The sequence below is a fragment of the Labrys sp. (in: a-proteobacteria) genome (assembly GCF_047605565.1).
In the GTDB taxonomy this organism is placed as follows: domain Bacteria; phylum Pseudomonadota; class Alphaproteobacteria; order Rhizobiales; family Labraceae; genus Labrys; species Labrys neptuniae.
This window is the reverse complement of sequence record NZ_JASGFM010000002.1, coordinates 223,648-238,847: the sequence shown is the minus strand read 5'-3', so window position 1 is coordinate 238,847 and position 15,200 is coordinate 223,648. Positions and strand designations below refer to the sequence as shown.

Annotated in this window: 14 protein-coding genes; 8 read left to right on the top strand and 6 right to left on the bottom strand. The window is 57.6% G+C overall.

The annotated features are described in order from the left end of the window. Nucleotides 1-102 precede the first annotated feature (102 nt). The 6 genes from QM672_RS03220 to QM672_RS03195 all read left to right on the top strand — a co-directional run bounded on the left by QM672_RS03220 (nucleotide 103) and on the right by QM672_RS03195 (nucleotide 6,573). On the top strand, nucleotides 103-1,569 hold the full coding sequence (locus QM672_RS03220) for an HlyD family type I secretion periplasmic adaptor subunit (protein WP_415080591.1): 1,467 nt from the start codon (nucleotides 103-105) through the stop codon (nucleotides 1,567-1,569). A gap of 273 nt (nucleotides 1,570-1,842) precedes the next feature. Then, nucleotides 1,843-2,559 carry a hypothetical protein gene (locus QM672_RS03215; RefSeq protein ID WP_415080590.1) on the top strand — a complete coding sequence of 239 codons (717 nt, stop codon included), beginning with the start codon at nucleotides 1,843-1,845 and terminating at the stop codon, nucleotides 2,557-2,559. A 270-nt stretch (nucleotides 2,560-2,829) separates the two neighbouring features. Beyond that, a complete protein-coding gene (locus tag QM672_RS03210) occupies nucleotides 2,830-3,855 on the top strand; it encodes a glycosyltransferase family 2 protein (RefSeq protein ID WP_415080589.1) in 1,026 nt (341 codons plus the stop codon). A gap of 29 nt (nucleotides 3,856-3,884) precedes the next feature. After that, on the top strand, nucleotides 3,885-4,559 hold the full coding sequence (locus QM672_RS03205) for an FkbM family methyltransferase (RefSeq protein ID WP_415080588.1): 675 nt from the start codon (nucleotides 3,885-3,887) through the stop codon (nucleotides 4,557-4,559). A 191-nt stretch (nucleotides 4,560-4,750) separates the two neighbouring features. Then, the gene (locus tag QM672_RS03200) at nucleotides 4,751-5,629 is read left to right on the top strand and encodes a glycosyltransferase family 2 protein (RefSeq protein WP_415080587.1); all 879 of its coding nucleotides are present in this window, start codon (nucleotides 4,751-4,753) and stop codon (nucleotides 5,627-5,629) included. Between the two features lie 23 nt (nucleotides 5,630-5,652). Then, entirely contained in the window at nucleotides 5,653-6,573 is a 921-nt protein-coding gene (locus QM672_RS03195; RefSeq protein WP_415080586.1) for an NAD-dependent epimerase/dehydratase family protein, read from the top strand. Nucleotides 6,574-6,654: 81 nt separating this feature from the next. Here the strand turns inward: QM672_RS03195 and QM672_RS03190 are convergent, their stop codons facing one another. Further along, on the bottom strand, nucleotides 6,655-7,344 hold the full coding sequence (locus QM672_RS03190) for a CatB-related O-acetyltransferase (protein WP_415080585.1): 690 nt from the start codon (nucleotides 7,342-7,344) through the stop codon (nucleotides 6,655-6,657). 543 nt (nucleotides 7,345-7,887) lie between these two features. Between QM672_RS03190 and QM672_RS03185 the strand changes: the two genes are divergently transcribed. Continuing rightward, on the top strand, nucleotides 7,888-8,178 hold the full coding sequence (locus QM672_RS03185) for a hypothetical protein (protein WP_415080584.1): 291 nt from the start codon (nucleotides 7,888-7,890) through the stop codon (nucleotides 8,176-8,178). Between the two features lie 818 nt (nucleotides 8,179-8,996). Here QM672_RS03185 and QM672_RS03180 read toward each other — a convergent pair. From QM672_RS03180 to QM672_RS03170, 3 genes are all read right to left on the bottom strand, one after another. After that, nucleotides 8,997-10,139: an ABC transporter substrate-binding protein gene (locus QM672_RS03180; RefSeq protein WP_415080733.1), complete on the bottom strand. Its 1,143-nt coding sequence runs from the start codon at nucleotides 10,137-10,139 to the stop codon at nucleotides 8,997-8,999. Nucleotides 10,140-10,259: 120 nt separating this feature from the next. Then, complete coding sequence (locus QM672_RS03175; RefSeq protein WP_246683813.1) at nucleotides 10,260-11,102, bottom strand: ABC transporter permease; 843 nt, start codon at nucleotides 11,100-11,102, stop codon at nucleotides 10,260-10,262. 10 nt (nucleotides 11,103-11,112) lie between these two features. Continuing rightward, complete coding sequence (locus tag QM672_RS03170) at nucleotides 11,113-11,931, bottom strand: ABC transporter ATP-binding protein (RefSeq protein WP_415080583.1); 819 nt, start codon at nucleotides 11,929-11,931, stop codon at nucleotides 11,113-11,115. Nucleotides 11,932-12,243: 312 nt separating this feature from the next. Here QM672_RS03170 and QM672_RS03165 point away from each other — a divergent pair, with 312 nt between their 5' ends. Then, nucleotides 12,244-13,131, top strand: coding sequence for a MurR/RpiR family transcriptional regulator (locus QM672_RS03165; protein WP_311942427.1), 888 nt, complete (start codon nucleotides 12,244-12,246; stop codon nucleotides 13,129-13,131). Between the two features lie 191 nt (nucleotides 13,132-13,322). Here QM672_RS03165 and QM672_RS03160 read toward each other — a convergent pair whose 3' ends face one another. Together QM672_RS03160 and QM672_RS03155 are read right to left on the bottom strand one after the other, a co-directional pair. Then, complete coding sequence (locus tag QM672_RS03160) at nucleotides 13,323-14,705, bottom strand: FAD-containing oxidoreductase (RefSeq protein ID WP_415080582.1); 1,383 nt, start codon at nucleotides 14,703-14,705, stop codon at nucleotides 13,323-13,325. Next, entirely contained in the window at nucleotides 14,702-15,163 is a 462-nt protein-coding gene (locus QM672_RS03155; RefSeq protein WP_149251715.1) for a DUF4126 family protein, read from the bottom strand. The genes QM672_RS03160 and QM672_RS03155 overlap by 4 nt, the downstream gene beginning before the upstream one ends. Between the last annotated feature and the right edge of the window lie 37 nt (nucleotides 15,164-15,200).

Sequence of the window (15,200 nt, the reverse complement as noted above, 5' to 3'; positions counted from 1 at the left end):
GCCGGAGCCATCGAGGACAGCCAGAATGACAGCCATAATCGCACCGCCCGTGCGATGCCAAAGTGGCCCCTCAAGCTACGCACAACAAGAGGGTGAGGCCGAATGAACGCGCAGTCTCCGCCGCCCAATGCCGGCCAGCCCATCCCCAGGCCGCCCAAGCGCCTCAAGCCACGCCGTTCGGACCAGGAGTTCCTGGCTCCGGCCCTGGAGATCCTGGAGACGCCGCCTTCGCCGGTGCGAATGGCCCTGATCGTGATCATCTGCGCCTTCGTGGTGGTCTCCCTGCTCTGGTCCTATTTTGGGCGCATCGACATCATCGCGGTGGCGCAGGGCAAGTTCGAACCGACAGGCAAGGTCAAGATCATCCAACCGCTGGAGGCGGGCAAGGTCAAAACCCTGCCGCCCGTTGACGGTGCCCATGTCAAGCAGGGCGATGTGGTTCTCGAACTCGACGCCACCGAGGAATTGGCGGAAGAGGCAGGGCTCACCCGCAGCTTGGCCTCCTTCCAAGCCGAAGCAGCGCGGCGGCGCGTGGCCATCGATGCCGCGCACCAGCGCAAGCTGACGCCGCCTCCCTCCATCCCCTGGGCCGATGACATTCCAGAGTTGCTCCGCGGCCGCGAGCAGCACATCCTCAACTCCGATCTCAGCCAGCTCGGTTCAAGCCTCGCCTCGCTCCAAGCCCAGCGCCAGGCCAAGCTGATCGCGCGGGATCGCAGCCTGCAGACCGTCGAGACCCAGCAGTCCCTTATTGCCACCCTTCAGGAGCGTGTCACCATGCGCTCGACGGCCGAAGCCAAGCAGGCGGTGACCAAGGCCAGTGTCATTGATGCTACCGAGACCTTGAAGTATCAGATCACGCAACTGGCCATTCACCAAGGCGAACTGGCTGAGGCTGAATCCGGCGCCGAGGTGCTGGCGCGCGAGATCGACAAGACGGTCGAAACCTTCGTCTCCGACAATGCCGTCAAGCTCGGGGACGCCGAGCGGCAGATCGACGACCTGACCCAGAAGCTCGCGAAAGCCACGGCCCAGCGCGAACGCAAGACCATTCTCGCTCCGATCTCGGGAACGGTGCAGGCCTCCGTCATCGGTACTATCGGCCAGGTCGTCGTTCCCGGCCAGGAAGTGATGCGCATCGTGCCGGATGACTCCAAGCTTCAGCTTCAGGTCTATGTGCTCAACACCGATATCGGCTTCGTCAGGCCCGGGCAGGAAGCGGTGGTGAAGATCCAGTCCTTCCCCTTCACCCGCTATGGCACCATCAACGCCAAGGTCGCCAGGGTGGCGACCGATGCCATTCCCGAACCCGATGCCGCGCAGCTTGAGGGCAATCCGGCCGCGCAGATCGCCAAGTCAACCTTTGCTGGAGCCGAGCGCACGCAGAATCTGGTCTTCCCGGTTACGCTCACCCCCGACCGCGAGATGATGGATGCCGATGGCCATCGCGTTACGCTCACGCCCGGCATGGCAGCCACCGTCGAGATCAAGACCGATAGCCGCAGGATCCTCGAATATGTCTTCTCGCCCCTAGTCGAGGTCGCGAGTGAGGCCTTGAAGGAGAGGTGACGGCAGCGATTTCTCGTTTCGTACCTTCGAGGAGAGTTGCAAAGGATGGCAAAACAAAGAATCGTATGAAATTTCAAATACTTCGGAAGTGCCTAGCCCTGGCATCCGCTGCTGATTCATTGGATAAAACAAGTTTCAGATTGTCACATTTGGCATCGAGATAACGAGCAGGCGGGTTAGCTGCTTCTGATCGTCTAGAAAATTGAAACTTACGCCGCTAGAATCACTTGCAGTGAGATCGATCATCAGCTGAGCTCTGGGGGCCTGTCGAAATTGAAAATTCTGGAAAAGGTCGCATCGCGATATTTGAAAAAACATGGATACACCATAGAAAGTCACGCGATCGAAAGGAGCTCGGCAGGATACAGATTGCTCTCGTACAATAGCTACGACGAATATAAGGCGATCCAGATTGAAGGCAACAAGGCCAAGTTGTCCAATGTTTGGGCCGACGAAACGACGATCCACCTAATATGCGATTATCTCGTGAAGGATGGTAACGTCATACGCCGCGGACTTTGTCATGGGTCGAGGAATGGGACCGAACTCGGCTGGTTTCGAAAATATCTCAGTGCTGAAATAGTCGGGACCGACATCTCTGATACGGCACCGCAATTTGGCCTAACCCAATGGGACTTTCACGACTCGAAACACGAGTGGATTGGCCAATTCGATTTTGTTTACACGAACTCGCATGATCATGCTTATGATCCCAAGAAAGCATTCGACACGTGGATTGAGCAACTCGTGCCCGGCGGAGCGTTGTTCATCGAACATACGACCTCCCATGCTGAACGGGCTGTTACGGCCCTTGATCCTCTTGGCATAGATCCAGAGATTCTTCCTTTCACAATTCTCCAGTTTTCTGGCGGTCGCTATTGCGTTACGGAAGTCCTGAAGCCGCAACATCGCAAACATGACTCGGATATCTGGGTCTTCGTGATTGAGCCGCATCGTAAACCCAGACAACCAGCATTTGAACGTCCTTAGAGGGCGCAAAAATCTCAGTTCCTTCGCTTTAAGACGGTTTCGCCTTTAGCTTCGATGATTTCGTTGGGGAAATCTTCCTCGCACCGACTGAATTCGCTCTAATCAGGGTTCCGCACGTTGTAACCAAAACTGCTGTCAATGTGCCGCGGCGTATCCGATCTGTACGATTCGAAAATCACAGCTTAAATCCAGGAAATTGAAGGTAGGGGAATTAGTTATAGTTAGTACTGGAAATTTCCAGGTTGCGGACAAAAGATAGAGGGGGGTATCTTGGCATCATTTGCTAATCCGGAGGAAATTGCCTGCGTGGGGCGGGTAAAGAATGAAGAAGACATAATCTATTTTTGTCTCGAAAATCTATATAGCTACGGCGTAAAACAGTTTGTTATCGCCGACAATGATTCTAAAGACCGAACTAAGGATGAAATATATAGATTCCGGGACGATCACCCGGATGTTCGGCTCTTCCTTGTGGACGACTTTCGGGAGAATATGTCGTTTAACAACCAATCTAATACCCAAACAGCCCTTTCCGACTTCGCCGCAGGGATATTCAAGGCGAAGTGGATCATACCGATAGATGCGGATGATTTTGTATATATTCCAGGTGATGTAACTGTCGACTTGGATGATTTCAACGTTGATTTCGTTCAACTTGATTGGATACATGTTCATCCTATACAATTTCAAAATATGTCTATACCTGAGTTCATGCAAATGGAACCTCTGGTTGGGACTCAAAGTAGCACAAAAGTTGGGAAGGTAATTTTTCGCTGGCATCACGATATTGTCGTTGAGACTGGGCAGCATCGCGTTTACTCCAAGACCGGCCGGATACTCGTGGGAATGAGAGGAAAATTCCTTGGCCTCGCGTGCGCGCACTTTCCCGTTCGCTCACGAGAAAAATTCGAGGCAAAACTTGATAACATCACCCGTCACCGTAGGACATTCGAGCATTGGAGGCGCATTACCGAAGCGGCCGGAGGGAGGCAGAAGCTCATTGAGGTTCTCTGGAGCGGGAATGCAGAGGACTTTTCTGCCATTTGTGAAAACCTCGGGCTTCCTCCAAAAAATGTAGGCTATATGTACGATTTATTTGTAAGAAAGGAGCACGAGGTGTTTGAGCCCAATATTGTCGATGACCCTCATGCATTTGGAACACCTAAACTATATATCGTTGGCAGTAAGGATCCTCTTCAACCCAAATCAACCAATACTTTTCGGTCATTCGTAGTTAGTCTCAGAAGGGCGGCAAATCGAGTGAGCCAACGCATACCTAGGCTCTTTGGTGTATGATCGATTGTTCCTGGTAACAAGGAGGTGCCATGCTTGAATTCAAAGAGTCGTATTTTTCTAGTTGGCTTAAGTGGCATGTTTATCGAAGATACCGAGTTAGTCAAAAGAATAAATTTAAGGGGGCAACCTATATTCTCAGAAAAACTGTGCGATCAATTCCCCAGGGGTCGTTGGTTATCGATTGCGGCGCAAATGTAGGTGAAGTGTCTGAGTATTTTCTTTCGAAGGGTATGCGGGTTATAGCGTTTGAACCAGATCCGGTTGCTTTGATTGCTCTAATAAGCCGCCTTGGCTCTAATCTTCGACTGAGAATCGAGCCAAAAGCTGTCGGGGGGCAGGCTGGACGAGCGACGTTGTATCAGACATCTCATGCTTTCGCCGGCAATTTAGACAATACAATCTCTTCTTCTCTGGTGAAAAGGGACATCCACGGCGATGCGTCGATTGAGAATATAGAGATTGTCGATTTAGTGCAGTATATTCAATCCCTTGAGGAGAAGGTTCGAATATTGAAATTGGATATTGAAGGATATGAAGTCGAAGTTTTAGAATCTATTATAGATAGTGGCATATATAAAAATATTGATTTAATTATTGTAGAAACTCATGAGCGATTTTCAAAAGTCTTAGAGCAAAAAACGGATGACCTTCGTCGGCGGATTTCCGAATTAGGTATCAGAAATATTAATCTAGATTGGCGATAATCCCCGTTGCTGCGCTGCCATGGCTTGGCGCGGCCGCAAGCGGCTTACAGCTCTACACTGGCTAGAAGGGGGGCTTTTGCGAATGTTAAGTGTGTTGTCTGAGCGAGGAGGCGCACTTGACTCATTGGGGAAAACGGCCTTCTTCACGCGTGGTCGGTGCGACATGGCTCGGCAGCAGGACAGGATGCGCTATGCCGAAGGTGATTGTTGGTGTTCCCGTTTACAATGGCGGAGACCAACTCCGGGAGTGCCTAGAGTGCTTGGTTACGCAGACGCTGGTGGATATTGAGATCCGCGTTTATGATAATGCGTCACAAGATAATACACGAGAAATTGCTCAAGAATTCGCTGAAAAGGATGTTCGAGTAAAGTATATTCGGCATCCTCAGAACATTCGGGCAATGCCTAATTTCTTGAGTGTATTACAAGATTGTGAAACAGAATTTGTGATGTGGCGAGCGCACGACGATTTGTGCTCGCCTGACTATATCGAAAAACTTTACAATGCTCTCGTGGCGAGCCCTGGCGCTAACGTGGCGGTGCCCACAACGCACACCATCTCACGCAACGAGAAGACACGCATCAGTGTGCCTAGAACATTTGCTCACAAGTCCGCTGTCCCAGCTATTGTTCAACTGATGTTCAACTCTCACGCTGGCTGGTTCTATGGCCTGTGGCGTCGCGATCCGCTTCTTGCAGATTTTCAGGAGTGCTGGGCTGCTTTTCCACATCCATGGGCTCTCGATCATCTCATTTTGTTTCCATCCCTTCTGAAAATGGCAGTTGCAATCGTCCCTGAGGCAATTTTTGTTCAAAGGCTTGTTGCAAAGACGTATTCGCCAAAGAAGGGCGTGAAACCTGCAGTAGCCGAAATGATGTCGCTTCGTAGGTTGTTTGCTGCCCAATGCCAAAGATACATCAGCCGGTCGCCATATTCCCGGATACAGAAGGGTATGCTGCGCGCGGTTCTGCCGCTTTATGTCGATCGCAGAGTTTATAAGCTGCGCAAGGTGATCAAGAGGAAGATACTCCGCCAATCGGGCGGAGCTGCCTATGGCAGCGAATTCTAAGTTGGAAGCTAAGAAGCATAGTCATGCGCTTACTTGTTACTGGTGGGACGGGTTTTGTAGGGAGGTGGGCTGCGGCTGCCCTCGTTGCGGCGGGGCACGAGGTATTTGTGACATCGCGCAGCTCTGTAACGATCCCTGGCTGTCAGGTTATTGTGGGCAATCTATTTGAAAAGGAGACGATAGATACTGCCCTTGATATAGCAAAACCTGAGGTTCTTCTTCATCTGGCCTGGAATGTGGAGCATGGAAAGTTCTGGCATGCCGCTGAGAACCTTGATTGGGCGGCAGCCACTATTCGACTCGTCGCTTCCGCCCAAAAAATGGGTGTCCGCCGTATGGTCTGTGCAGGAACATGCATGGAATACGACCTGTCGTCGAATTTAGTGTGTAGCGAGGCTACGACCGCAATTAATCCGAACACGCTCTATGCTGTATCCAAAGATGCGACGCGTCGAATTGCCGACGAGTTCGCGAGTGTAAGCGGATTTGAATTCGCCTGGGGGCGGTTGTTTTTTCTCTTCGGTCCTAACGAGCATCCGAACAGATTGGTGTCGTCGATTATAACTAGCCTCTTGGCTGGACGACCAGCATTGATGTCATCAGGCCAGCAAGTCAGAGACTTTACAGATGTACGCGATGCCGGAGAGGCTTTTGCCGCACTTGCGCTATCTAATGTGCGGGGTGAGGTGAACATCGCGTCCGGTCAAGCATTGCAGCTCAGGGAGCTGGCCCACGAAATTCACGCGGCTATGGGGGGTATTGGCGAGTTACGGTTTGGTGCGTTGCCGGATCGCCCGAACGAGCCAGCTAGAATTGTGGCCGACATTATACGGCTTCGCGATGAGGTGGGCTTCCGACCAATCAAGTCCATCCGTGAACGACTGTCTGAGACCGTTGAGTGGTGGCGTAACCGCTTAGCATCCGAGTCTGTGATGCCAAGCTGAACGCCATATCTACTGGGTTCGATATTGCCTAACAATTCAAATTGAGCGCTGGCATGGCGAGGATCGATGCCCTTTAATTAGTCAAAGCTGCGCCACGAACGCGGCCGGATCCCGCAGCAGCGACGCCTTGGCCCTAATCGCCTCGTCCGGCCAGGACCACCAGGCACTGGCCAGCAATTTTTCGATGGTGTCGTCATCGAAGCGATAGCGGATCAGCTTGGCGGGCACGCCGCCCATGATGGCGTAGGGCGGCACGTCCTTGGTGACAACAGCGCCGCCGGCGATCACCGCACCATGCCCGATGGTGATGCCGGTCATCAGGGTTACCCCCATACCGATCCAGACATCGTGTCCGATCACGATCGGGCCACTCTTCGGGGAATGGCGGTCGATCGTTTCGTCGACGATGCCCCAGCCTTCGAGATAGGTGGCGGGGCTGGTCGAGACGAGATCGAGAGGATGGTTGCCGCCGGAGACCTTGATCTCGGTAGCGATCGAGCAAAAAGCACCGATTTCGCCAATCTTGGATTGCTTGGTGCAGAGCGGGCGGTATCCGTAGCTGTACTTGCCGACGCGGATACCGAAGCGTTGCTTGACCGCTGCTCGCATAAAATCGTCCCGTGCGCCGTAACGGTGGCGCGACCATTTGGCGACTTTGCGCAAGGCAAAACGGGGCAGGCCGATTTGCAGCACTCGCCGATGCAGGGCGGAACGAATGACGATGTCGTCGGGGGCGTAGGTCAGGGTTGTCGCTTTGGAGGGAATTACCACGGCTGACTTTCGTTCCTTCGTTGTCTTTTCTCGGCCAGGTGAGGCCCCCTTATGCGACGATCGAGGGTGAGATCGCCGGAACTCCTGTTGCCTACACCAACTCTGCCGGTTTCCTCAACGGCTTCCTCGCGCCAGTAAGCTCAGTAAGCCGACCTAGCTTAATAATCAGTGTGAGCGGTCACGGCACCATCCAAACGCTTGATTCGGGAGTCTCGTGAGCGATTTGTGGGACGGTGATGTCTTTTGGCCTGGGGTGGGCCACGCCTACCGGAACCCTAACGGGTTCCTCTGGATTTGGTCGCCTTCAGGTCCTTTCGCCCATAATCGATATGGTCATCGGTGAGCAGTACGAGTGGCCGGCGGTTCGTGGAACGATGATGCGCGGCCTAACGGATGGCCGCCTCGAACATCTGTGCCACATAGATGACGGCGACTTGAACGACATTCTTGCGATCAAAGTTGGGTCCTGCTAACAACTTTGCTACACGAGACCTAGCCAAACCGGCTGTATGCTCGAGGGGTTATTTTTACATAGAGTCGTCCATGGTTTCAAAAGCTGAAAAGGTTCAAGCATCGAAAAATGGTGCATTGGATAGAATATTGGCGGCCTTTGAGAGCGCGTATGATGCAAGGGCTCCTTTAGAGATTCAAAAATTGAATCTGGAACTAGCAATTGTTACTGCGGCGAATATGGTTCTTTCTCGAGCCGCAGAGCTAGATGCCGGGTTGAACGGCATGATTCCGGCAGATCTTGATGTGAACTGGAAAAGCGACGATTATAATCAGTTGGCAGAGTTTCAAAAAGAAAGTTACAACTGGTCCTCGCAAATTTAGTGGGATTCCTTCGGTTGGCGGCGCGCTCTGAAGCTGTCGCAAGACGTGAACTCAGTCGGCTTCCATTCTGCTCATCGGCAACACCGTCATCGCACGCAACTGGCCAGGCACAACGCCGGGGAAAAAGTGACGTGTGTAACGGGGAGGTGTGCGACCTTTCTAATGGGGTTTGTGAGTTCTCGTCGAACTGCTGCTGGGGGATAGGTGCAGGATAGCCCCTTCATCGCCGGGCTGCCATCGGCTTTCGGCGGAAGATCTCGGCCGGGGTTTGGAAGCTCGGGCATTTGCGGAGCATAGAGTTGAGGTGGCACAATTGGCGAAGATGCTGCTCATCGTGGGACAGAGGATCGACCTCCTTCGGTAGCCACCGGCGCATGCGCCGGTTCGTATTCTCGACGGTGCCCTTCTACCAGGGCAATTGGGGATCGCAGAACCAGTGGTGGTATTTATTTCTGGAGATGGGCTTTTGTAGACGCTGCCGATTGGTTCGGTAGTCAACGCTGGCGTTTCTTTAGGCGTACTCACCAACTTCGACATCCGGCGCGCCTAGCATCCATCGAGGAGTTTATCGCCCATCTTAGGGAAGCAGCGCACGCCAGCCAAAACTATGTTCAGCATGACCTACCAACGGCCTTCTATCCCGCCCTCGAACGCCAACAATTGGTGCGCTGATTGGATCGAGGCAGTTTTGATTAATGATAAGATTGATCACGGAAGCAGGTTTCAAATCTCTATGCTCAACAAATGTCGGCCTCGGTTAATACCTGCCCGGCTATGACAAATCGCAGCGTTACCTCCCTATGTGAACCACATTCCCCCTACAGCGCCCCGTTGAACAGGTTCGCCTTGATCTTCTCGACGTCGACCTTGGCAAAGCCGTCCGAAAGCTTGGCGCCATCGGCGTCGGCCTTGACCTTGGCCTTGTCGAAATCATTGGCCGGCTTGATCAGGTCGTTGGTGAGCACGTCCTCCGCCTTCACCGGTGCGGTGATCTGGCCGATCTTGTGGATCTGGTCGAAGAAACCCTGCCAGCTCGCCATGTCGTGCCAGCCCCAGCCGCCGCGCTTGTCCATGTCGCCGCGGAAGACGTTGACCTGCTGCAGGATCGAGGTGGTGCCGAGTTCCGGGCCGAGATTGCTGGCGAGCGTCGGGAACTGCTCGAACACCGCCTCCACCGCCGCGCGCGGGTTCTGGTAGCCGAATTCCAGGCCCATGGCCCAGCCGCGCAGATATTTCTCCAGGAAGGCCTTGCGGTCGGGATCTTCGAGATCGGCGCTGCGCACCACGAAGGTATTGGCCGGGAATTTCGAATGCTGGACGCCGAGCCAGTAGTCGAAGCTGAGCCCCTTGGCGATCCATTCCGCCCTGAGCCCTTCCCAGGACAGGGCGGCATCGCCCTGCCCGCCGGCCAGTGCCGTGCCCCAGGTCGGCCAGCCAGCCTCGACATATTTCACCTTCTTGACGTCGACGCCCTGGGCTGCGAGCAGCGGATCGGTGATCGCCTGCCAGGCGGCCGAGCCGAGCAGGATGGTCTTGCCTTCCAGCGTCTTGAGATCCTTGGTGCCCTCGCCCTTGCGGAAGGCAAAGCTGAAGGTGTCGCGCGCACCCATATGGAACACGGATTTCAGCTTCATGCCGTTCTGGATGGCGAAGGAGAATACGCCCGGAGACGGGAACCCCATGTCGGCCTGGCCGACATCGACGAATTTCACCGTCGCCGTACCGTCGGAGGGGCCAGGCTGCATGTCGGTGGCAAGATCGCCGAAATAGCCGGCCTTCTTCGCCGCCCAATAGGGATAGTCGTCGAGCACTTCCAGCGTGCCGCGCGGCGAGATCCAGGTGAACTTCTCATAGGCTGCGGCACGGGCCGGCGCCAGCAGGCCGGAGGCGCCGAGGGCCGTCGCCGTCACCAGGCCGCCGGCACCCACCTGCAGGAAATAGCGCCGGTTGATGCCCGGCATTGTCGATACGATCTCGTTCTTCGTCACGGCTTTCCTCCGGTTGCATCCCGCCTGTTTCCGGCAGTTCGAATGGTGTGTGGTTTGTTCGTTCTAACGCTTTGCCATCGCCCGCTTTCCTGCTCAGGCTTCCCAACTCGCCCATTTCTTGCCGATCAGGAAGAACAGCACGTAGATCAGGATGCCGAGGATGGAGAGCACCAGCACCACCGCGAAGAATTGCGGCATCTGGATCATGGAGGAATAGGTGGTCAGACGGTTGCCGAGCCCGAAGCCGCCACCGACCATCTCGGCGCCAACAGCCGTCAGCAGGCCGAAGATGGCGCCGATCATCAGGCCGACCAGGATCATCGGCAGGGCCATCGGTGCGCGGATCTTCCAGAAGATCTGCAGCGTCGAGGCGCCATAGGAACGGGCAAGCGCGATCTTGGCATTGTCGACCCGCCGGAAGCCGGTCGCCGCGTTGATCATCACCATCGGGCCGGCGGCAAGCGCCACCGCGATGATCCTCGGCGTATAGCCGAAGCCGAAGCGCAGAATGAGCAGCGGCACCAAGGCCAGCATCGGCGTGGTGACCAGCAGCAGGATATAGGGCGCGATGATCTTCTCGGCGAAAGGAAATTGGGTGATCAAAGCGGCAAGGATCAGGCCGATGCAGGCACCGATGGCAAAGCCGCCACCCAATTCCACCAGCGTATAGCCCAGATGCGGCAGGATCAGCGGAAACTCGGTAAACAGCGCCGTGGCGATCGCGCTCGGCGGCGGCATGATATAGAGCGGCACCTTGAACAGCCGGAGCGCCACCTCCGCGCCGCCGATCAGGATCACCGCGACCGCGATGATCGCGGCAATCTCGAAGCCGGACTTGATGCCGGGGCCGGAGGAAAAGGCCGACAGATTGGTGAGGCTGACATCCCGGCCATCGCCGGACTTCGCCTTGGAAAATTGGGGAACGGCGTCACTCACGGCGATATCCTCAGCTTGCGGCCACGGCGCTGCGCAGCGGCGCCTGCGTCTGGCTGGCGCGGCCGCCGACGATGTCCAGCTTGATGGCGTTCTGCAGGTCGAAGACCTCCTTGGTGGCCATGATCTCCAGGGAGCGCGGGCGCGCGAAGGGCACCTGATATTCCCTTGCCACCCGCCCGGGCCTGGCGCTCATCACGATCACCCGGTCCGAGAGGAAGATGGCCTCCTCGATGCTGTGGGTGATGAAGACGATGGTTGTCGGCCTATCCAGCCAGATCTCTTCCACCAGCCTGTTCATCTCCTCCCGCGTGAAGCTGTCGAGGGCACCAAAGGGCTCGTCCATCAGCAAGACCGAAGGCTTGAGCGCTAGAGCACGCACGATGGAGGCCCGTTGCTGCATGCCGCCGGAAAGCTCGCGCGGAAACTTGCCTCCGAAGCCGGCAAGGCCGACGCGTTGCAGGAGATGCTCGATCCAGGCCCGGTCGGGACGGGTGCCCTTGATCTCGAAGGGAAAGGCGATATTGGCGTCGAGGTTGCGCCAGGGCAGCAGGTTGGCGTCCTGGAAGACGAGGCCGATATCGGGATGCGGGCCGGTGATCGCTTTCCCGTCCAGCCTGATCTCGCCGCTGGAGAGGCGGTGAAGACCCGACATCGACCACAGCAAGGTGGTCTTGCCGCAGCCCGAGGGACCGACGATGGAGACGATCTGGTTGGCCTGAATGTCGATGCTGCAGCGGTCCAGCGCAACGAGATTGCCCGAAGCGGTGTGATAGACCTTGCTCGCCTCCCGCACGGCAAGCTTCGGGTGTGATGCCAGCCCCGTTTTCATTCCATCCCTCGGAGAATGCGCCGTGGCCCTCAAGGGCCATCTCATCGCAGTCGGCACTGTGTAACTATCCTACTTTAGTGTCAAGCATATGGTAGGACCATTGCAGGACCAGCGCACCGAAATACCTTCTATCTATCGGAATTATCTTGTGTTATTGCAACATGAAGGTTGTGTTACTTTCCTACATGGATCACGCTGTCCCGCGACGGTGCACACTTTAATCCCAGGGAGAAACGCCTGATGAGCCAGGACAGGAAGCGAGCGTCCCGGCACGGCAAGGCGAGTGAGCCGGGCAGCGCCGCTTCCGAGCGCATGACCCATATCCCGGACATCATTTCCCTGGTGAAGGACGGTTATCGCGAGCTCCGCCCGGCCGAGCGGCGCGTCGCAGATGTGGTGCTCGAAGATGTCGAGGCCGCCGTCGCCGCCTCCAATGGCGAGCTTGCCAGGCGAGCCGGAGTGAGCGAACCCACCGTCACTCGCTTCTGCCGCGCCATCGGCTGCGAGGGCGTCAGGGACTTCAAGCTGCGCCTGGCGCAGAGCCTAGTGGTTGGCGGGCTCTATCTCGGCAAGCCGGGCACCAATGCCGGCTACCAGGCCCCGGAACTGCCGTACTGGAATGCCGTATTCGGTGAGGCCCATCGTGCCATCCAGGAAACCGAGCGCCAGCTCGATCCCGCTGAACTGCAGAAGGCGGCCGACCTGATCGCCGGTGCCCGCCAGATCGCCGTCTTCGGCCTGGGCGGCAGCGCCTCCGCCTTGGCGCAGGAAACCCAATATCGCCTGTTTCGCTATGGCGTCGCGGTATCGGCCCATTGCGACCCCTATGTCATGCGCATGACGGCCTCGACCCTGAAGCCGAGGGACGTGGTGATCGCGATCTCGGCGACCGGGCGCACGCGCGAAGTCGTCGAGGCGGTGGAGATCGCCCGCCAGTACCGGGCCACCGCCATCTGTGTCACCGCGCCCGACACCGATCTCGCCCGCGCCTGCGACGTGAGGCTGACCGTGGCCGTGCCCGAATTCCCCGACACGCTCAAGCCCACGGCCCTGCGCTTTGCCTTCCTGACGCTGATCGACCTGATGGCGACAGCGACCGGCTACAAGCTCGGCGGCTCGGCCCGCGAGACGCTGCGCCGTATCAAATATAATGTGCAGATCCGCCGTGCCGGCAAGGAGATGGAACCTCTGGGGGATTAGGTGAGCTTGGTCATCCCGTGCGCGGCGCAGCATGAAATGCTGGGACGCAGACACGGGACCGTATGCAGAACCAGCTTCACATAGCGGTCCCCGGACCAAACCTTTGGTTTGGTCTGACTGCACCGCATCACTACGTGCTGCCACACACAAGCAAAAGCTTGTGTGGATGCGTCCGGGATGACGCTCCCCTCTTACACCAGCGGCTGCATCTCGCCGATCATGGTCGGCACGAGCTCCGAAACGGTCGGATGGATATGCACGGCGCGCTGGATGGTGGTGTAGGGCGCCTTGGCATACATGCCGTCGAGCAGGCCGTGGACGACCTCGTCACCGCCGACACCGAGGATGGCCGCTCCGAGAATGGCATAGCTGTCGGCATCGACGATCACCTTCATGAAGCCCTGCGTCTCGCCCTTCTCGACCGCCCGGCCGACCCGCGTCATCGGCCGCTTGCCGATCAGGGCCTTCCGTCCGGACCGGCGCACCTCCTCCTCGGTCTGCCCGATGCGTCCGAGCGGCGGATCGATATAGAGGGCATAGGCGGTGATGCGGTCGCTGACCCGGCGCGGATCGGCATCGAACAGATTGGCGGCGACGATCTCGTAGTCATTGTAGGAGGTATGGGTGAAGGCGCCCTTGCCGTTGCAATCGCCGAGCGCCCAGATGCCCTCGACGTTGCTGCGCAGCTCATCATCGACGATGACATAGCCGCGCTCATCGGTGTGCACGCCGGCCTTGTCCAGGCCGAGATCGTCGGTATTGGGAACCCGGCCGACGGCGACAAGCACATGCGAGCCCGATATCCGCATGGGACTTTGCCCCTCCCCCGCCACGGTGACGGCAACCCCGCCGCCATCGCAAGCAAAGGCGAGTTGTGTCGCCCCGAGGCGGATATCGATGCCTTCCTTGGCCAGGATGTCGCGGATGGCATCGGAAATATCGGGGTCCTCCCGCGAAGTCAGGCGTGGTCCTCGCTCGATCACCGTGACCTCAGAGCCGAAGCGGCGATACATCTGCGCGAATTCGAGCGCGATATAGCTCCCGCCGATCACGATGAGATGGTCGGGCAGCGTATCGAGCTCCACGATCGAGGTGTTGGTGAGATAATCGATGCCATCGAGCCCCGGCATGTCGGGCACCAGAGCCCGCCCGCCGACATTAAGGAAGATTTTCGGCGCGTTCAGCCGCTCGCCATCGACCTCGATCTCATGAGGGCCGGTGAAGCGGGCATGGCCCCGGATCAGCCTGCAGCCCGGCATGCCGCCGAGCCAGTCCTCCAGCCCGGTGCGCGCGTTCATGGTCACCGCCTGCTTGCGGGCCCAGACCTTCTTCATGTCGATGCCGACGCCGCCGCCCAGCACCACGCCATAATCGTCGGCGCGGCGCGCGAGATGGGCGGCATAGGCGCTGGCCACCAGGGTCTTCGTCGGCATGCAGCCGGTATTGACGCAGGTTCCACCGACATGCTTGCGCTCGACCACGGCGACACGCTGCCCCGCCGAACTGAAGCGGCCAGCCAGGGACGGTCCGGCCTGGCCGGCCCCGATGATGATGGCGTCGAACGCGGTGCTCATACCAGCGCCCTGACGATCAGAAGCGCCCCGAGGACCGCCACGGCGTCCTCGACAAGGGCGGCCGGCAGGTCGCGCCCAAAGGCAAGTGCTAGGCGCCGGCGGAACTCATGGCCGCCCAGCGTGCCGACGATGGCACCGACCACGCCGGCGACGAGCCCGACCAGCCAGGAACCGCCGGCCAATCCGATCGCAGCCCCGCTGAAGGCACCGCTGACGAGGCGGGCGCCGAACTGCATCGGCACCGTGCGGCTGGGCGTCGAGGGCAATTGGTCGCCGACGAACTCCAGCAGGGCCAACGCCGTGAAGACATAGGCTGTGACGGGATGGCCGAGGAAGGCCAGCGGCGTGCCGTCCAGCGGCAGCCAGCCCAGATAGGCCGCCCAGCTCACGGCGGCAGGAGCGGTGAAGGTGCGCAGCCCCGCGACCACGCCGATCAGAAACGCGCCGAGCAACGACATGCAGCCCCCCTGTGCCGATGAGCCCTCATGCTGGAGG